Source organism: Ancylobacter sonchi (genome assembly GCF_018390695.1).
GTDB classification, from domain to species: domain Bacteria; phylum Pseudomonadota; class Alphaproteobacteria; order Rhizobiales; family Xanthobacteraceae; genus Ancylobacter; species Ancylobacter sonchi.
Map to the genome: position 1 here is coordinate 160576 of NZ_JAHBGF010000036.1, position 17774 is coordinate 178349.

Annotated in this window: 14 protein-coding genes and 1 riboswitch; of the genes, 3 read left to right on the forward strand and 11 right to left on the reverse strand. The window is 70.2% G+C overall.

The annotated features are described in order from the left end of the window. Positions 1-240: 240 nt before the first annotated feature. Positions 241-561 carry a 2Fe-2S iron-sulfur cluster-binding protein gene (locus KHC28_RS21610; RefSeq protein WP_214010436.1) on the reverse strand — a complete coding sequence of 107 codons (321 nt, stop codon included), beginning with the start codon at positions 559-561 and terminating at the stop codon, positions 241-243. Between the two features lie 358 nt (positions 562-919). Here KHC28_RS21610 and KHC28_RS21615 point away from each other — a divergent pair, with 358 nt between their 5' ends. Further along, positions 920-7021, forward strand: a complete 6102-nt coding sequence (locus KHC28_RS21615) for an apolipoprotein A-IV repeat region-like domain-containing protein (protein ID WP_214010437.1) — start codon at positions 920-922, stop codon at positions 7019-7021. A gap of 113 nt (positions 7022-7134) precedes the next feature. Here the strand turns inward: KHC28_RS21615 and KHC28_RS21620 are convergent, their stop codons facing one another. The 5 genes from KHC28_RS21620 to KHC28_RS21640 all read right to left on the reverse strand — a co-directional run bounded on the left by KHC28_RS21620 (position 7135) and on the right by KHC28_RS21640 (position 11492). Next, positions 7135-7698: a hypothetical protein gene (locus KHC28_RS21620; RefSeq protein ID WP_214010438.1), complete on the reverse strand. Its 564-nt coding sequence runs from the start codon at positions 7696-7698 to the stop codon at positions 7135-7137. Between the two features lie 82 nt (positions 7699-7780). After that, positions 7781-8395, reverse strand: a complete 615-nt coding sequence (locus tag KHC28_RS21625; RefSeq protein ID WP_312893300.1) for an ABC-type transport auxiliary lipoprotein family protein — start codon at positions 8393-8395, stop codon at positions 7781-7783. A 41-nt stretch (positions 8396-8436) separates the two neighbouring features. Continuing rightward, positions 8437-9483, reverse strand: coding sequence for an MlaD family protein (locus KHC28_RS21630; RefSeq protein WP_214010440.1), 1047 nt, complete (start codon positions 9481-9483; stop codon positions 8437-8439). Positions 9484-9491: 8 nt separating this feature from the next. Then, complete coding sequence (locus KHC28_RS21635) at positions 9492-10334, reverse strand: ABC transporter ATP-binding protein (RefSeq protein ID WP_214010441.1); 843 nt, start codon at positions 10332-10334, stop codon at positions 9492-9494. A 9-nt stretch (positions 10335-10343) separates the two neighbouring features. Then, on the reverse strand, positions 10344-11492 hold the full coding sequence (locus KHC28_RS21640) for an MlaE family ABC transporter permease (protein WP_214010442.1): 1149 nt from the start codon (positions 11490-11492) through the stop codon (positions 10344-10346). 289 nt (positions 11493-11781) lie between these two features. Between KHC28_RS21640 and dgcA the strand changes: the two genes are divergently transcribed. After that, positions 11782-12759 carry an N-acetyl-D-Glu racemase DgcA gene (gene dgcA, locus KHC28_RS21645; RefSeq protein WP_214010443.1) on the forward strand — a complete coding sequence of 326 codons (978 nt, stop codon included), beginning with the start codon at positions 11782-11784 and terminating at the stop codon, positions 12757-12759. A 16-nt stretch (positions 12760-12775) separates the two neighbouring features. Here the strand turns inward: dgcA and KHC28_RS21650 are convergent, their stop codons facing one another. After that, a complete protein-coding gene (locus KHC28_RS21650; protein ID WP_214010444.1) occupies positions 12776-13909 on the reverse strand; it encodes an MFS transporter in 1134 nt (377 codons plus the stop codon). 102 nt (positions 13910-14011) lie between these two features. Further along, positions 14012-14872 carry a bifunctional hydroxymethylpyrimidine kinase/phosphomethylpyrimidine kinase gene (thiD, locus tag KHC28_RS21655; protein ID WP_214010445.1) on the reverse strand — a complete coding sequence of 287 codons (861 nt, stop codon included), beginning with the start codon at positions 14870-14872 and terminating at the stop codon, positions 14012-14014. Positions 14873-14927: 55 nt separating this feature from the next. Continuing rightward, positions 14928-15051, reverse strand: a riboswitch (TPP riboswitch). Positions 15052-15222: 171 nt separating this feature from the next. Here thiD and KHC28_RS21660 point away from each other — a divergent pair. Then, positions 15223-15459: an Lrp/AsnC ligand binding domain-containing protein gene (locus KHC28_RS21660; protein WP_214010446.1), complete on the forward strand. Its 237-nt coding sequence runs from the start codon at positions 15223-15225 to the stop codon at positions 15457-15459. A gap of 85 nt (positions 15460-15544) precedes the next feature. Here KHC28_RS21660 and KHC28_RS21665 read toward each other — a convergent pair whose 3' ends face one another. From KHC28_RS21665 to KHC28_RS21675, 3 genes are read right to left on the reverse strand one after another with little or no spacing between them, the layout of a single operon-like run. Next, on the reverse strand, positions 15545-16477 hold the full coding sequence (locus KHC28_RS21665) for a DMT family transporter (protein WP_312893301.1): 933 nt from the start codon (positions 16475-16477) through the stop codon (positions 15545-15547). Between the two features lie 54 nt (positions 16478-16531). Continuing rightward, on the reverse strand, positions 16532-17296 hold the full coding sequence (locus tag KHC28_RS21670) for a cytochrome b/b6 domain-containing protein (protein ID WP_246565093.1): 765 nt from the start codon (positions 17294-17296) through the stop codon (positions 16532-16534). A 2-nt stretch (positions 17297-17298) separates the two neighbouring features. Continuing rightward, positions 17299-17739 carry a c-type cytochrome gene (locus tag KHC28_RS21675; RefSeq protein ID WP_246565094.1) on the reverse strand — a complete coding sequence of 147 codons (441 nt, stop codon included), beginning with the start codon at positions 17737-17739 and terminating at the stop codon, positions 17299-17301. Positions 17740-17774: the final 35 nt, after the last annotated feature.

Below are 17774 nucleotides of genomic sequence, written 5' to 3' on the forward strand. Positions count from 1 at the left end.
ACCTCACATCGGCATCGCCCGAGGCCAGAGACCACGGCCGTCACACGCGTGCATCGTCCGGGAAGCATCCCCGGCGACCGCGTGGCGCTCTGTCCTCTCGCGAGCGGATGCTGCGACGCCGCACGTGAAGGCGCCCCCGTCAGGCACATCCGCCCGACGCGACCGTCTCATTCAAGGGCTGCTCGGCGCCAACGGGCGGCCGAACCAGCGCGCCCGCCCCTCACCGTAAAAGCGCCGTCCTCAACCCTGATGGCTGGGCGTGCGCACCACGAGGCCGTCCAGCGCGTCGGAGACCTTGATCTGGCAGGACAGGCGCGACGTGGGCTGAACGTCGGAGGCGAAATCCAGCATGTCTTCTTCCATCGGCCCCGGCTCGCCCACCGTCGCGACCCAGGCATCGTCGACATAGACATGGCAGGTGGCGCAGGCACAGGCGCCGCCGCATTCGGCGTCGATCCCGGGCACGCCGTTGCGGATCGCCGCCTCCATCACCGTGGAGCCGACAGGCGCATCCACCGCCCGCTCGGTGCCGGCAGCGTCGATAAAGGTGATTTTCGGCATGGCAGACCGTTCGTAGAAAAAGAACAAATTCAGGCTAGGCAGCCTTGATAGACTCGCCTGCGGGCGAAAGCCAGCCATCGGACCCTTCGTCCTGCGTAGGGTATGTTGCGGCGCAATGCTTTGAAAACAATGCGTTAACGGGCATGGTGAACAGGCCGTTAACGATAACCTCAATCAGCCGATTAACCCCAGTTCCATTTTCTTATCCCACAAGCGTAGGATACGGGTGCGGTGAACTGACGTTCCGATAAGGGTTTTCGGCCTATTTGCCTGAACCCTTGGGGGGCGGCAGGACCGCTTACCCCGGCACGGCGGCGCAAGCCGTTCGGAGTTGCGTAAGGACCGGAGGCGACAGCCTATGTCGACGAGCACGAAGAAGGTGCATCAGGATCCCGCCGAAGCGGCGCTTTCGGCGATCGAGGAGGCCCTGAGCCTTGACCTCGCCGAGGAAGAGGCACGCACCGGACGGACGGACCCCTCGCACGCGGCACATGACGCCGCGGATGCGGCGCGACCGGAGACAGCCGAGGCTGCCGACGCCGCGACGGGCGAGCCTGTCGACCTGCCGCCGGCCCGCGACCCGGAGGGGCCGCGCATCGAGGTGCGCGAGCACGACGATTTCGACGAGGAGATCGATTTCGGCACCGAGAGCCCGCTCGCGCGCAATGTGGATCTCGGCGATTTCGACGCCTCGCTGTCCGACACCGACGACGAGCCGGTCGCCAATCGCCTCGGCCCGCCGCCGATCCTCGACATTCCCCGCCCGGATTTCGCCGAGCCGGCGCCGGTCTCGCGTGCTGCCGTTCGCAACGAGCCGGCCGCCGCCGTCGCGACCGGGCCGCGCGCGGCCAATGACGATCGCCAGTCCATCGGCCAGTTGCTGGCGGCGCTGCAGCGCCGGCCTTCCGCCACGCCCTATTACCTTGCCGCCGGCGCCTCGGCCGCCTGGGTCGCGGCCGGTGGCTTCCTCGCTTCCTCGGCGTTCCGTGGCAGCGGGCTCGACCTGTCGCAGATGCTGACCTCGCCCGCCGCCCTCGCGGTGGCGGCCGGCCTCATCATTCCGCCGGCCTTCTTCTTCTCGCTGGCGGCGATGTCGCGCCGCATGCAGGAGATGCGGATCGTCGCCCAGTCGATGGCGCAGGTCGCCATGCGCCTCGCCGAGCCGGCCGCCGCGCCGGCGCCCGTCGCCGAGGCGCCCCAGCCGGTACGCTTCCAGAGCCAGCTGCCGTCGATCGACGAGGAGATCCAGCGCAACCTCAGCCGCGCCGGCGAGCTGGAATCGCTGGTCCGCGCCGAGGTCGGCGAGCTCGAGCGCGCCTATGAGGCGAACGAGACGCGCATGCGCCAGCTCATCGAGCGGCTGCAGGGCGAACGCGAGATGGTGCTCTCGCATGCCGAGCACATCCGCGAGGCGATCGCCGCCGCGCATTTCTCCTTCACCCACGAGGTGGACGGGGTCAGCGAGCGCATCAACACCACCGTCTCCGAGGCGGCCGACCGCGTCACCGCCACGCTGTCGGACAAGGGCGAGAACATCACCCTGGCGCTCGGCCGCGTCGGCGACACCATCATCGACGCGCTGTCCGACAAGGGCGGCGACCTGATCGACCGCCTCCAGGCCACCGGCGCCGACGTCAATTCGAACCTGTCCACCGCCAGCGACAAGCTGATCTCGACCCTCTCCACCCAGACCGACGAGATCAGCACCCGCCTGTCGGGCATCACCGGCGAGCTCGCCACCACCCTGACGAGCCGCACCGACGAGATCGGCGACCGGCTGATGCGCACCGCCAGCGAACTCGCCGACGTGGTGACCAGCCGCACCGACGAGATGGGCGCCAAGCTCACCGCCACCACGCTCAACCTCACCGAGACCCTGACCACCCGCTCCAACGACATCACCGATGCGCTGGTCGGCACCGGCACCCGCCTTGCCGACGAGATCGCGGTGCGCGCCAGCGAGGTCAACCAGACGCTGAAGAGCACCGGCGACTCGCTGGTGCTCGACCTGTCGGTGCGTGGCGGCGAAGTGGTGCGCAAGCTGGAAGAAACCGGCTCGCGCGTCGCCGACACCATCACCGTGCGCGGCGACGATCTCGCCGACCGCATCGCCGATACCAGCAACCGCATCTACGACACCATCGCGGTGCGCGGCGGCGACCTCGAGCGCCTGCTCGGCGAAACCGGCGAGCGCGTCGTCCACCAGATCACCCTTGCCAGCGCCGGCGTGCACGACACGCTGGCCGCCTCGGTCGAGCAGTTCGGCCAGGACCTCGCCCAGCGCGGCGGCTCGATGAGCCAGCAGCTGTCGCTGGTCGGCGTCGAGGTGTCGCAGAGCATCGCCGAGCGCAGCGAGCATGCCGACCGGCAGTTCCGCGAGAACACCGATGCGGCGCTCACCGCCCTCGCCTCGCGCAGCAACGAGGTGCGCGACCTGCTCACCTCGCGCATCAAGTCGATCGAGGAGACCCTGTCGGTCCGCGGCAACGAGCTCGCCGACCGCATCGGCTCCGACACCGCCCTGCTCGGCCGCCAGATCACCGATGGCCTGCGCGATTTCGACACCGTGCTGCAGACGCACGGCTCCGACATCGTCGAGCGGATCACCGAGCGGGTCGAGACCATCTCCCGCGCGATGGACGCCAACCTCTCCGGCTTCGACGATCAGGTGTCGGCCAAGACCGAGCAGGTCACGGCGGCCCTCGATCAGCGCCTCGTCCATATCGAGGGCGTGCTCGACCGTGGCCTCGAGGGCCTGAACGAGACGCTGTCCGGCCGCACCGTCGAATTCGCCAAGACCCTGACCGACGGCGCCCAGCTCGCGACCGACGCGATGGACAAGTCGCTGGGCACGCTGGACGGCTTCTTCTCCGACCGTGCCCGCCAGGTCACCGACTCCCTCACCGAGCGACTGGACGCGGCAACCCGTACCCTCACCGACGGTGCGAACTCCGCTAACGACGCCATGAGCCAGTCGCTGGCGGTGCTGAGCGGCTTCTTCGACGAGCGCTCCCGCGGCGTCACCGAGGAGATCGGCCAGCGCATCGAGCTCGTCGACCGCACGCTCGCCAATCACTCGCGCGACATCGCCGAGGTGCTGGACGTCCGGGTCAACCGCTTCGAGGAGAGCGTCGTCGGCCGGCTTGAAAGCGTCGCCACCTCGGTCGAGGTGCGTGGCGCCGCCATGGCGGACCTGCTCGGCCAGCGCATCGGCGCCGTTGCCGGCCAGCTGCGCGGCGAGGCGACCGACATCGAGCAGAACCTCACCACTCTCATCGACAATGTCAGCCGCTCCCTCGCGGACCGTGCCGGCGACGTCGCCTCGCTGTTCGATGCCCGCACCGAGGAGATCGGCCGCCTGCTCGACGAGCGCGGCAACGGCCTGCTCGCGGCGCTGGAAGACCGCACCGTCGGCATCACCAGCGAGATCGGCCGCACCTCGAACGAGATGCTCGCCGCCATCGACGATCACCGCGACACGCTGGCGCAGGCGCTCGACCGCACCCGCACCGGGGCGGTGGAAGACATTCTGCGGGCCAGCGAAGAGCTTCTGCAGACGCTGGAATCGCGTTCCGGCGTCATCGTCTCGGCCTTCGAGGCGAGCACCAGCGAGCGTTCCGAGCAGCTCATCCGTGTCAGTGACGAGGTGCTCGGCGCCGTGGAGGCCCGGACCATCGGCCTGCTCGACGCCTTCCAGCGCTCGACCGCCGGCGCGGCCGGCGACATGGCGCGCGTCGGCGACGACCTGATCTCCAACCTGCGCAGCCAGAGCGGCGAGGCCGTCGCCGCCCTGCAGCAGGCCGGTGGCCAGCTCGCCGACGAGCTCGCCCGCAACTCCGCCACCTTGGTCGGCGACATCGACGGCCGCAGCGCCCAGCTGGTCGAGGTTCTCCGCCAGTCGAGCGACGTCACCTCCGCCGAGTTCCTGCGCCTCACCGAGCAGTTCGTTCGCGAGCTCGACGAGCGCGGCGGCACCATTGTCGACACCGCCCGCCAGACCGCCGAATTCGCCGCCGCCGAGCTTGCCCGGGTCGGCGAGGACTTCGCCGTCTCGCTGGACGGACGCGGCGAAGCCATGGTCAGCGCGGCCCGCCAGACCGCCGAGGCCGCCACCTCCGAGCTGTCCCGCGTCAGCGACGAATTCGTCGCCTCGCTCGACGGCCGTGGCGAAGCCATGGTCCAGGTGGCGCGCCAAACCGCCGAGGCCGCCTCGACCGAGCTCGCCCGGCTCAGCGACGAGCTGGTGCAGGCGCTCGACGGTCGCAGCGAGGCCATCGTCGATGCCGCCCGCCAGACGACAGACTACGCCTCGGCCGAGCTCGCCCGCGTCAGCGAGGCATTCCTCGGTTCGATCGACGGACGCGGCGAGGCCATTGTCGGCGCCGCCCGCCAGACCACGGAATACGCGGCCGCCGAACTCGCCCGCATCGGCGAGGAACTGACCGGTACCCTCGACGGACGTGGCAACGCCATCGTCGAGGCGGCCCGCCAGGCCGCCGAGTTCGCCTCCTCCGAGCTGGTGCGCATCGGCGAGGATCTGGCCGGCACCCTCGACGGCCGCGGCAACGCGGTGGTCGATGCCGCCCGCCAGACCGCGGAGACCGCCGCCGCCGAGCTGGCCCGCATCAGCGAACAGCTGGTGAGCGATCTCGACGGTCGCGGGGGCGCCATCGTCGACGCCGCCCGCCAGACCGCCGAATTCGCCTCCACCGAGCTGGCCCGCCTCAGCGAGGAGATCACCACCACCCTCGACGGGCGTGGCGCCGGCATCGTCGACGCGATCGCCGAGAGCGGCCGTACCGCGCTGGCGGAGATCGCCGCCACCAAGGATGCGCTGCACGGCGACATGGTCGGCCTGCTCGACCGGCTCGGCGACGTCAACGTCCAGCTTCAGGACGTGCTCGCCGGCTCCACCTCCAACCTCGTGGAAATCGAGAACACGATCTCCGCGCGGCTGGAGAGCTTCCGCTCCACCGTCACCAACCTCGAGGAGACGAGCCAGCTCGCCTCCGGGCGGATGGACGAGCAGATCCGCGAGCTGCGCTCGGTCGCGACCGACGTGCTGCAGGACGTGGCCACCCTCAGCCGCACCTTCACCGAGCAGGCCGGCATCATCACCGATGTCGCCGGTGCCCTCGGCTCGGCACACAGCACGCTGGACGAGACGCTCGGCGGTCGCCACGAGGCGCTGCTCGCCCTCGCCGACACGCTGAAGGCCCGTACCGGCGAGATCGACGGCGCGCTCGCCGACTACGCCCGCGCGCTGGACGATACCTTCGCCCGCGCCGAGAATCGGGCCGCCGAGCTCGCCCGCAGCATCGTCGAGAGCGCCACCTCCTCCACCGACGCGGTCGTCACGCAGCAGGAGAAGCTGCGCAAGACCGTCGAGACGGAACGCGAACGCACCCTCGCCGACCTCCACCGCACCTATGAGCAGGCGGTGGGCGAGGTCAGCGAGCTGATGGCCAAGGCGCATGACAACTTCACCGGCACCGCCGATGAGCTGCGTCGCTCCGCCAACGACATCCAGGGCCTGCTGGAGACCACCCGCGAGGAGCTCAAGCGCGGCATCCTCGCGCTGCCGGAGGAGACCGAGGCGAGCGCGGCCACGCTGCGCCGCACCGTCGGCGACCAGATCAAGGCGCTGGCCGAGCTCAACGACATCGTGGCTCGCCACGGCCGGGCGCTCGACATCGACTCCGGTCGCAACCGCCAGCAGGCGCCGGCTCCGGCTCCCGCGCCGGCCCGCGCCGCCGAACCGCCGCGCCGCACCGAGCCGGCCCGCGTGGAAGCCCCGCGTCCGGCGGCAGCCCGCCCCGAGGCCCCGCGCTACGAGCCGGCGCCGCGCCCCTCGACGCCGGCACCCGCGCCCCGTGCGCCGTCACCCGTCGCCCAGCCGGTCCGCCGGCCGGCAGCGACGACCCAGCCCGCTCCGGCTCAGCCCACCCCGCCGGCGGCGCGTCCCGCCGCCGCGCCGGACGCCCAGAGCGGCTGGCTCTCCGAGCTGCTGGCCCGTGCCGATACCGAGGCCTCTGCCCCGGCGACGCGCGCGCCGGCGTCCGCCCGTCCCGCAGAGCCGCGGCCGCGGCCGCCGGTCAACGAGCGGCCGGTGCAGCACACCATCGAGTCGCTCGACTCGCTGTCGGTCGACATCGCCCGCATGATCGACCATGAGGCGGCGGTGGAACTGTGGGAGCGCTACAAGCGCGGCGAGAGCAACGTGTTCACCCGCCGGCTCTACACCATGCAGGGTCAGCAGACCTTCGAGGAAATCCGGCGCAAGTACCGCCGCGACCTCGAGTTCCGCGACACGGTGGACCGCTACATCGTGGAGTTCGAGCGGCTGATCGAGCAGATCTCGCGCGACGAGCGGGGGCAGGCGCTGACCAACACCTACCTCACCTCGGATACCGGCAAGGTGTACACGCTCCTCGCCCATGCCGCCGGCCGCTTCGACTGAGCGGCGACCGCATCACCGATGACGGAACGGGCGCCCTCGTGGCGCCCGTTGCCGTTTGAGGAGCGCGCCGCGTCGAAGGCGCCCCGCCGGCTCCTCCCTGCCCCGCGCCGATCTCAGGCCCCGCCCAGCGCGGCCGCGATCGGCACCGCGTCCCAGGCCTGCACCTCGATGAAGCGGTCATGCTGCCTTGCCGGATCGTGCCGCCAGCGCTCCCCCGGCATGCCGAAGCGGGCGACGACCTCCCTCAACTCATCCAGGGTGAATACGTGCCCATGATAGGGCCTGCGATGAGCGGCGAGGTCCGGCCGCGTGGCGATCGGCAGGCTGGCCATGCTGTCGGGATAGGTGAAGGTGAGCATCTCCGACCGGAACGCGTCGAGCGGCAGCACCAGCGAGGCCGGCCGGGACGGATCGCGACCGTCGGCGAAATCGCCGAGGAAGAAGTAGATAGGCCGCTCCAGCGGCGTGGCGCCAAGCTTGCGGCGGCGCTCCGCGATCAGCCACTCCTCGACCGCGAGCCGCCGGGCCAGATAGTTCGCCCGAATGCTCCTTGCGCACGAGGCGCGGATCTCGTCGAGGACGCGCTCAGCCTCGACGGGCGGCAGGTCGCAGAGATTGCGTCCGGCGCCGCGCGCCGGATCGAAATTATGGGTGATCACCGCCGGGATCGACGTCATCGCGGCCTGCCCGCAGGAACGGCACCACATCGAAGGCGACGACAGAGCCTCTACCCGGCGCGGGGCTCCAGGGTCGACCCGCTCAGCGCCGGCCCGAGGCCCAGGTCACCAGCTCGATCAGCACCTGGTCGGAGGCTTCGTCCAGCGCCCGCGTCGCTTCCGGCCCGCTGGTGCCGGCCGCCGGCGCGCGGCCGGTGAACACCCGTGCCGCGACGATGCGACCGCTGGTGCCGGCGACGATGCGGGCGGAGATCTCCACCACCGCCTCGACGCCGTCATGGGTCCGCAGCCCGAAGGAGCGGATATCGGTGAGCAGCTGGTAGTCGGAGGAGACGCCGTCGCCGGCCCGCACCACCCAGCGCCCGCCGGCGCCGTTCTCGAAGGTCTCGATCAGCCGCGCCTGGAGCAGCGCCGGCAGCCGGTCGCTCCACTGCGCGTCGCCGAGATAGGTGATCTGTCCGGGCCGGGGCTCGACGACGATCTGCTGGGTATCCAGCACCTGCAGCGCCGCCGGCGTGCTTACCGCCAGCACGCCCGGCATGGAGCGCGGCGCGGTGAAGCCGCTCGGCGCCGAGAGGTCGAAGGTCGGGATCGGCTTGCTGCCGAGCAGGGACGCACAGCCACCCAGCGCCAGCGAAACGGCCAACGCCGCCGCGACGCCGCCCAGTCGACGGCGCCGTCCGTTCAGAACTCCCACGCGTAGGTCCCCACCCGTTTTTGATTCACGCCCAGCCATCATTACCGTCCAGTGTAGCTGGGAACCGACGACCCGCCAAAGATGAACTGGCGAGGGTTGCGTTCGAGATTGCGGAAAACCCGTTCGATCTCGGAAAGCGTGCGGCGCCCGTCGGCGGCCAGCGCCTCATATTGCCTCAGGCCCGGACCGGTGAACTGGTTGAGGTTCTTGGTCAGTTCGGCGGTCCGCACGTCGAGATTGGCCGCCAGCTTGCGCACCTCGGCGGCGGCGGCGGTGATCTCGGTGAACATGCCCTGGCCGTCCTTGCCGGAGGTCAGCCCGTTCACATTGTCGAGGATGCTGTCGACCTTGTCCGACATGGTGCCGAGCCGCGCGGTGAAGGCGTTGATGTCGTTCACCGTCGTGCGCACCTTCTCCGGATCGACCGCCTGCACCGTCTTGTCGAGATTGGCCGCCAGCACGTCGATCCGCCGCGCCGCGGCGCCGACATCGGTGATCAGCCCGTTGATGTTATCGGCATTGTTGCCCAGCACGGCGGTGAACTTGTCGACATTGTCGATCACCGTGCCGATCTTGCCTTCATTGGCGCGCAGCAGGTCGTCGACCCGGCGCACCACGTCGTCGACCCGACCCATGATCTGCTTGGCGCCCTCCACGAGGTCCTGCATCGCGCTGGCATCGGCCTGAATGCGCGGCAGCTGCCCCTCGTCCGGCTCGCGCAGCGGCTGGGCGTTCGGCTGGCCGCCGACGAGGCCTACCGAGGCGAGGCCGGTCAGGACCTGCGCGTTCAGCTGGGCGCGGGTATCGCTCTTCACCGGCGTCGAGGGCTGCACCGCGATGGTCGCCACCACCCGGCGCGGATCCTGCGCATCCAGCCGCAGCGCCGTCACCTCACCGACCGGGATGCCGTTGAAGGTGACGCCGGAGCCGGTCTGCAACCCGCTCACCGCGCCGTTGAACACCACGTCGTAGAAGGTGCGCGGCCCGCGCGAGGCCGAGCCGTTGAACCACCAGACAAAGGCGAAGCCGGCCGCGACGACCAGAAGGGTAAACAGGCCGATGATCGTATAATTGGCACGCGTTTCCATCGTCCGGTCTACCGTCCTTCGTCATAGCCGGCGCTACGGCCGTCCTGAGGGCCGATACCGGCCGCCCGCGCCCGCTTGCCGTGGAAATAGGCGTGCACCCAGGGATGATCGGATTTCAGCATCGCCTCGATCGGCCCCACCGCGATCACCTTGCCATCGGCAAGGGCGGCGATTCGGTCGCAGACGCTGTGCAGGCTGTCGAGATCGTGCGTTACCATGAATACGGTCAGCCCCAAAGTCTGCTGCAGCGTGGCGATCAGGTCGTCGAACTCGCCGGCGCCGATCGGGTCGAGACCCGAGGTCGGCTCGTCGAGGAACAGGATTTCCGGATCGAGCGCCAGCGCCCTCGCCAGCGCCACGCGCTTGATCATGCCGCCGGAGAGTTCGGACGGCATCTTCTCCAGGACGTCGGGTGGCAGCCCCACCATCTCGACCTTGGCGAGCGCCACCTCGTCCATCAGCTGCTGCGACATGGTGAGGAATTCGCGCATCGGGAACTGGATGTTCTGCTTCACCGTCAGCGAGGAGAACAGCGCTCCCTGCTGGAACAGCACGCCCCAGCGCTGCTCCAGCTTGCGGCGCTCCTCGAAGTCGAGCGCGTCGAGGTCCTGTCCGAACACCTGAACCGTGCCGGACACTTTCGGCACCAGACCGAGAATGGTGCGGGTCAGCACCGACTTGCCGCCGCCCGACGCGCCGACGAAGCCGAGGATCTCGCCGCGCCGCACATCGAGCGACAGGCCCTTCAGGATCTTGCGATCGCCGAACGCGACCACCAGGTCGCTGACATGGATGATCGGCTCGTCGGTCGGTTCGGCCTGCGGATGGCTGAGGTCGGCATCGAGTTGCATCGCCGGCCCCTACATGTCGATCGCGGCGAAGAACATGGCGAACAGGCCGTCCACCACGATCACCAGGAAGATCGCCTTCACCACCGAGGCCGTGGTGTGCGTACCCAGCGATTCCGACGAACCGCCGACCCGCATGCCCTCCATGCAGGCGATCAGGCCGATGATCGCCGCCATGAACGGCGCCTTGATCATCCCGACCTCGAAGGTGTTCAGCGAGATCGCCTCGCGCAGCCGGTTGATGAAGATCTCCGGCGAGATGCCACCATAGAGCCAGGTCACCAGCCCGCCGCCGAACAGCGCGCACATCGAGCCGATGAAGGTGAGCAGCGGCACCGCGATGACCAGCGCCACCAGGCGCGGCAGCACCAATACCTCGTTGGGATCGAAGCCCATCACCCGCAGCGCGTCGACCTCCTCGCGCATCCGCATCGCGCCGAGCTCGGCGGTAAAGGCGCTGCCCGAGCGGCCGGCCACCATGATCGAGACGATCAGCACGCCGAGCTCGCGCAGGGTGAGGATGCCCACCATGTCGACCACATAGGTGGTCGCGCCGAAGCGGCGGAAATGGAAGATGCCCTGCTGGGCGATGATGCAGCCGATCAGGAACGTCATCAGCGCGACGATCGGCACCGCGCGCAGGCCGGTACGCTCCAGATGGAAGACCATCGACGTCCAGCGGAAGGTCTGCGGCCGCAGCATCACCCGCAGGAACGCCGCCGTCACCGCTCCGATGAAGGAGAGGAACAGCATGGCGTCCTTACCGGTGTTCACCACCGTGCGGCCGATGACGTCGAGGCCGCCCGCGATCGGGTTGAGGTGATGACGCGCCGGCGGCACCTCGTGGCAGCCCTGCGTGATCTCCTTCATCAGCGGCTGGAAGCGGCGTTCGAGCCCGACGACGCTGACTTTCGCCCCGGCCTCGCCGAGGCGACGCACCAGCCGGTCCACCATCACCGCGCCGACCGTGTCGAGGCTGCGCACGCCGGAAAGGTCGAGCCGTGCCGTCTCGGTGGCGCCGGCCCCGGCCTCGGCCAGCGCCGCATCCACCGCCCCTTCAAGGGCGGCGCTTTGCGTGGCGACCCAGCGGCCGTTCCCCACGACCACCAGCTCACGCCCGTTGCGGGCCGTGGCGAGCAGCGGTGCTTCGGCAGCTCCCAATTCCGGCTCCCCTCATTCCACGCGGCGCATGCAAAACGGCGACGACGAATCCGGGCCGCAGCCGCAGAATCCCGCTTAACCTCTTATCCGCGCAGCGGTCCCGCTGTCGAGGGCGCGCACATCGGCGCCCACACGATAGAGGTATCTAGATATGCGCACCTAGTGGTCGGCCGATCACTGTGCTTTCCCTGTGACGCCCTGGCGCCACATTTACCGGCACACTTGTCGCCTCGCTTCGCCCTGTACGGATTCGCGCCCGTCCCCTCCCGTTCACGTCCCCTATCGGTCCATGCCCCAGCTTATCATCCGCGCCGAACGCTTCCCCATTGCCGGCCGCTTCACCATCGCCCGCGGCTCCAAGACCGAGGCGGCCGTCGTCGTGGCCGAGCTGCATGACGGTCCGCATGTCGGGCGTGGCGAATGCGTGCCCTATCCGCGCTATGGCGAAAGCGTCGAGGCGACCGTCGCGACGCTGGAAGCGCTCGCCGACGCCGTCGCCGCCGGCCTCGACCGCGCCGCGCTGCAGGAAAAACTGCCGCCGGGCGCCGCCCGCAACGCGCTCGACTGCGCCCTGTGGGATCTCGAGGCCAAGCGAAGCGGCCGCCGCGCCTTCGAGCTCGCCGGCCTGCCGGAACCGCGCCCGGCCGTCACCGCCTACACGATCAGCCTCGACACGCCGGAAGCGATGGCGCAGGCCGCCCGCCTCGCCGACCGGCCGCTGCTCAAGCTCAAGCTCGGTGCGCCCGGCGATGCCGAAAGGCTGGCCGCCATCCGCGCGGCGGTGCCCGCGAGCGAACTGATCGTCGACGCCAATGAAGGCTGGCGCGCCGAGGACCTGCCGGCGCATTTCGCCGCCTGCGCCGCCGCCGGCGTCACCTTGATCGAGCAACCCCTGCCGGCCGGTGCCGACGCCGCGCTCGCCGACATCGCCCGGACGGTGCCGGTCTGCGCCGACGAAAGCGTGCATGGCCGCGACAGCCTCGCCGGGCTGGTCGGCCGCTACGACGCGATCAACGTCAAGCTCGACAAGACCGGCGGGCTGACCGAGGCGCTCGCGCTGGCACGGGAGGCCCGCGCCAGCGGGCTCGATGTCATGGTCGGCTGCATGGTAGCGACCTCGCTCGCCATGGCGCCGGCCCTGCTGGTCGCCGGCCTCGCGCGCATCGTCGATCTCGACGGTCCGCTGCTGCTCGCCCGCGACCGCGAGCCGGCGCTGCGCTACGAAGGCAGCCTCGTCCACCCGCCGGAGCCGGAACTCTGGGGCTGACCAAGCCCCGGCCGGCTCACCCCGGCTCGCGCTCCCGCAGCCGGTGGGTAATAAGCGCCAGCAACACACCCGCCGCCCCCAGCCCCGCCGACAGGAAGAAGGTGCCAGCGCCGATCCGCCCCCATAGCGGCCCGGCCACCAGCGTGCACAGCGCCACCCCGATGGTCACGCCCCAGGTCGCCAGCGCCTGCAGGCTGGCGCCGCGACCGGCCGGCGCATGGCGCGCCACCAGTTCCACCATGCCGAGATAGGTGCAGGCGAAGGTGCCGGCATGCAGCATCTGCAGGAGCGGCAGCAGCGCCGCCGGCGGATCGAGCCCCATGGCGGCGAAGCGGATGACGGCGCAGGCCCCGCCCAGCGCGATCAGCAGCGGCGGCCCCAGCCGCCGCGTCAGCCGGGTGCCGACATGGAACAGCGCCACCTCGGCCGCCACCCCCACCGCCCACAGCGCGCCGATGGCGCCGCCGCTCAGCCCCTTGGCCTGCCAGTGCAGCGAGGAGAAGGCGTAGAGCACGCCATGCGAGCCCTGCACCAGCGCCGCCGCGCCGAGGCCGACCAGCAGCACCGCCGGGATGCGACCGCCGACGGTCTCCCGTCGGGTACCCGGCGTGGCGGCTTCCTCCAGCGGCAGTGCCAGCAGGGCGCAGGCGAGGCATCCCGCCACGATCAGCCAGAGCACGCCGTCGCCGGGAAACGCGCCGAGCATCGCCCCGCCGGCGATGCTGCCCCCGATGAAGCTGACCGAACCCCACAGCCGGGTGCGGCCATAGTCGAGCCCGATGGCGCGCCGCCGCGCCACCGTATAGGCGTCGAGCACCGGCAGGGTCGGCTGCCAGAACACCGAGGCGAGGCCGAGAGCCGCCAGCATCGTCCACGGCCCCGGCGCCGCCAGCACGGCGAGGAAGCACAGCGCCGAGGCGAGCGAATAGAGGATCACCGTCAGCCGCGGCCGGCCGGTTCGGTCGGCGACGAGGCCGCCCAGCGGCTGGGTGCACAGCCGCGCCAGCAGCGGCACCGACAGCGCCACCGCGATGAACGCCGCGTCATAGCCGCGTCCGGCCAGCCAGACCGGAAAGAACGGCAGATAGATGCCGATGCCGAAGAACAGCCCGACATAGACGCTGGCGATGATATGGCGCTGGGCGATCACGGACGGCACGACGCGCGGCAAAACGACTCGCGCGGGATGCGCGGCCGGTGCTGCGATAGCACCGCCCGTCGCCGGTGCGAACGGCCGAGTTGCCGCTACGGCCTATTTGCCGCCTTCGCCCCACCAGGCGTGGAAATGATGCACCGGCCCGTGGCCGCGCCCGATCTCCAGCTGGTCGGCGGCGCCGATGGCGCGGGTGAGATAGGCCTTCGCCGCCTCGACGGCCGGCCGCAGCGCCAGCCCGCGCGCGAGCCCGGCGGCAATGGCGGAAGACAGCGTGCAGCCGGTGCCGTGGGTGTTGCGGGTGGCGAGGCGCGGTGCCGACAATTCCATGAAGCCGGCCTCGTCGAGCAGCACGTCGACGCTGTCCGGCCCCTCGCCGTGGCCGCCCTTGATCAGCACCGCGCGGGCGCCGAGCGCACGCAGCTTCTCCGCTTGGCGGCGCGTGGCGGCAATATCGGTCGCCGGCGCCTCGTCGAGCAGCGCCGCCGCCTCGGGCAGGTTCGGGGTGATCAAAAGCGCGCGCGGCAGCAGCTGGCGGCGCAGGCCGTCTATGGCCTCGGGCACCAGCAGCCGGTCGCCGGAGGCGGCGATCATCACCGGATCGAGCACCACGGCGGCGAGACGATGCCGGTCGAGCCCGGCCGCCACCGCCTCGATCGCCTCCGGGCGCGAGAGCATGCCGATCTTCACCGCATCGACTTTGAGATCGGAGAACACCGCATCCATCTGCGCGGCGATGAAAGCCGGCGGCACGTCGTGGATGCCGGTCACGCCGAGCGTGTTCTGCGCCGTCAGGGCGGTGATGACGCTGGCGCCGTAGACGCCGAGCGCGGAGAAGGTCTTGAGATCGGCCTGGATTCCGGCGCCGCCACCGGAATCCGATCCGGCGATGGTCACCGCGATGGCGGTCCCCTTGGTGCCAGTCCCCTTGGTGTCGGCGGTGGTCGTCTGCTCGCTCATCGGCGCCTCCTGGCCGGTGAAGGCCGGGCGCGTCCGTAGCGGGGCGCGGACGCCCCGTTGCGCGCGACCCGTTTCCTCCGCCGGCATGACCCGGATCAGGTTCGTGGGTTGGCGCCGGCACGAACCGGCTTCGCCTCTCAGCCCCGTAGCACAGCCACGGGACACCCCAACGCGATCGTCGCCAATGAGTTAAGCGATGCACGCGCCCGGCGCAAGGCGGGGCGTGGCCGTGGATCTGGCGCCGCATTCGGCCGCGCGTCGCGCATCGCATGTCGGCGCTCCGGGGGTTGCGCCGACCATGGCCTTCTGATCCTGTGGCGGCACTTGTTCAGTGCTACCGGAATCCCGCCATGGTCCCCTTCTTCATGCAGATCAAATGCCATCTCGGCCGCTCCTACGAGGTGGCGAACGCCATCGCCGACGCCGAGATCGCGTCGGAGATCTATTCGACGGCGGGGGATTTCGACCTGCTGGTGAAGTTCTACGTGCCGACGGACACCGATATCGGCCATTTCGTGAACCAGCGCGTGCAGGTGATCCCCGGCATCCAGGACACCCGCACCATCATCACCTTCAAGGCGTTCTGAGCCGCGCGCTCCGCGAGGGCCGGACCGCCCGGCGGTCCGCAAGTCCCATCAGGTGGCGGGGCCGCCCAGCGGCCCGCACATCACCTCAAGTCGCCGGACCGCCGGGCGGTCCGGCCGCGGCATCCTCTTCGCGGGCCCGGTTCGGCCGGCGCTCGCGCAGGATGACGAACAGCCCGGCGCCGATGACGATCAGTGCCCCGGCCACCACCAGCAGCGGCGGAATTTCGCCGAACAGCAGGAAGCCGAGCAGCAGCGACCACAGCATCGCCGAATAGTTGAACGGCGCCACGACGGAAGCCGGCGCGAAGCGGTAGCTCTCGGTGAGCAGGATCTGCCCCACCCCGCCGAACAGGCCGATGGCGACCAACAGCACGGCATCGCCCCAGCCCGGCAGCACCCAGCCCCAGGCGGCGGTGGCGAGGCCGGCGACCGCCGCCAGCGACTGGAAATAGAACACGATCGCCGCCGTGGTCTCGCTGGCGGTCAGGCGCCGCACCTGCACCATGGCGCCGGCCGTGCAGAAGGCGCCGACCAGCGCGCAGGTGGCGCCGATGGCGCTCTCGCGCGTCTCGAAGCCGCCATTCATATGCGGCCACAGCATCACCACCACGCCGCCGAGGCCGACCGCGACCGCCGCCCAGCGATAGAGCTGCACCCGCTCGCCCAGCATCACCGCCGCCAGCGCCACGGTGATCAGCGGCGCGGTGAAGCCGATGGCAGTGGCGTCGGCCAGCGGCAGGAAGGCCAGCGCCGAGAATGACAGGCTCATGGCGATCACGCCGATGATGCCGCGCAGCACATGCCCGAGCGGGTTGGCGGTGCGCACCGCCGCGCTGATCTCGTTGCGCAGGGTGAGCAGCGCCAGCAGCGGAAACAGCGCGAAGAACGAACGCGCGAACACCACCTCACCGGTCGGAATCCGTTCCGAGACGATGCGGACCATGGCGGCCATGATGGTGAAGATGAAGGTCGCGCCGATCTGCAGCGCGATCCCCTTGAGCGCATTCATGCGCGCCATGGAGCATGAGTCCCGCCCTGCGGCAAGATGATCTTCCGCAGGGCGGGAATGCGTTCAGGGAAAGGGATTTCCGCCCGCCAGCGCGATACCGCCGAACACGATTCCCGCCGCCAGGACGAGGCAGCCCAGCGCCGCCAGGATCGAACCCGGCGTCGCCGCCGCGCGGTCGGCATAGGCGCGGGTCGGCTTGCGGCCGGTCACCATCGCCTTGACGAGATTGTCGCCGCCGAACAGCGAATAGGCGAGATTGGCGACCACATGCAGGCCGATCAGCCCCAGCAGGATCGGATAGATCTGCTGGTGCAACATGGAGCCGAGCGAGATCGCCTCCGAGCTCGCCGCCGCCACCATCGGCCCGTCGACCATGATGTCGTCGGTGGTGTAGAGCCCCGCCACCGCCTGCGCCGCCACCGCCGCCAGGAGGGCGATGGTCATCCATCCTCCCAGCGGGTTGTGGCCGAGATAGGCGACCTTGCGGCCCGTCACCAGCCCGCGCAGATAGGCCAGCGCGGCGAACGGCCCACGCAGGAAGCCGGTGAAGCGCGCGGTGCTGCCGCCGACCAGCCCCCACAGCAACCGGAACACCAGCACGGTGAGGATGGCGAGGCCGTTCCACATGTGCCAGACCAGCCCGACATCGCCGTAATATTTGCTGGCGAAGGCGAGCCCGACCAGCGCCGCCAGCGACCATTTCGCCAGCCGCGTCGGCAGGTCCCAGGCCAGCACGGTGGCTGGCCTGGTATCCACGCCCGACCGCAGATCGACCCGAGCGATTCCGGCCCCGCTCATCTCGGCCTGGCTCCAACCCGCCTCGCTCATCGTCAGCTCTTGGCGCGGAAGGTCTGGTGGCAGGTGCCGCAGGTGCGGACCACGTCGGGGAAATTCGCCTTGAAGCTCGCCTCGTCGGTGATCGCCGCCTTGGCGGCGGTGGCGTCGGCGCCGAACTTGACGAACAGCGCCTTGAACTCGGCGTTCTGCGTCCACACCGCCGGCAGCGCCTCGGTCTTGCCGCCGCCGGAGCCCTCGGGGAACAGCGCGGGCATGGTGGCGGCGTGCGTGGCATAGCTGTCGAGAGCCGTCTGCACCGTGGCGAGGTCGAAGGGCTGGCTGCCCTTCAGCATCGCGCCGACCGGGCGCGTCACCTGGCCCCACTCCTTCATCAGCTTCTCGCGCTCGGCAATCGGATCCTGGGCGAGGACACTGGTGGCGGCGACGGCGGAAATCGCGGCGGCGACGGCAAAGGCCGCCTTACGGCTCATCATGAATGCGCTCCCTGCAACACCGGGCGAAATGGGTA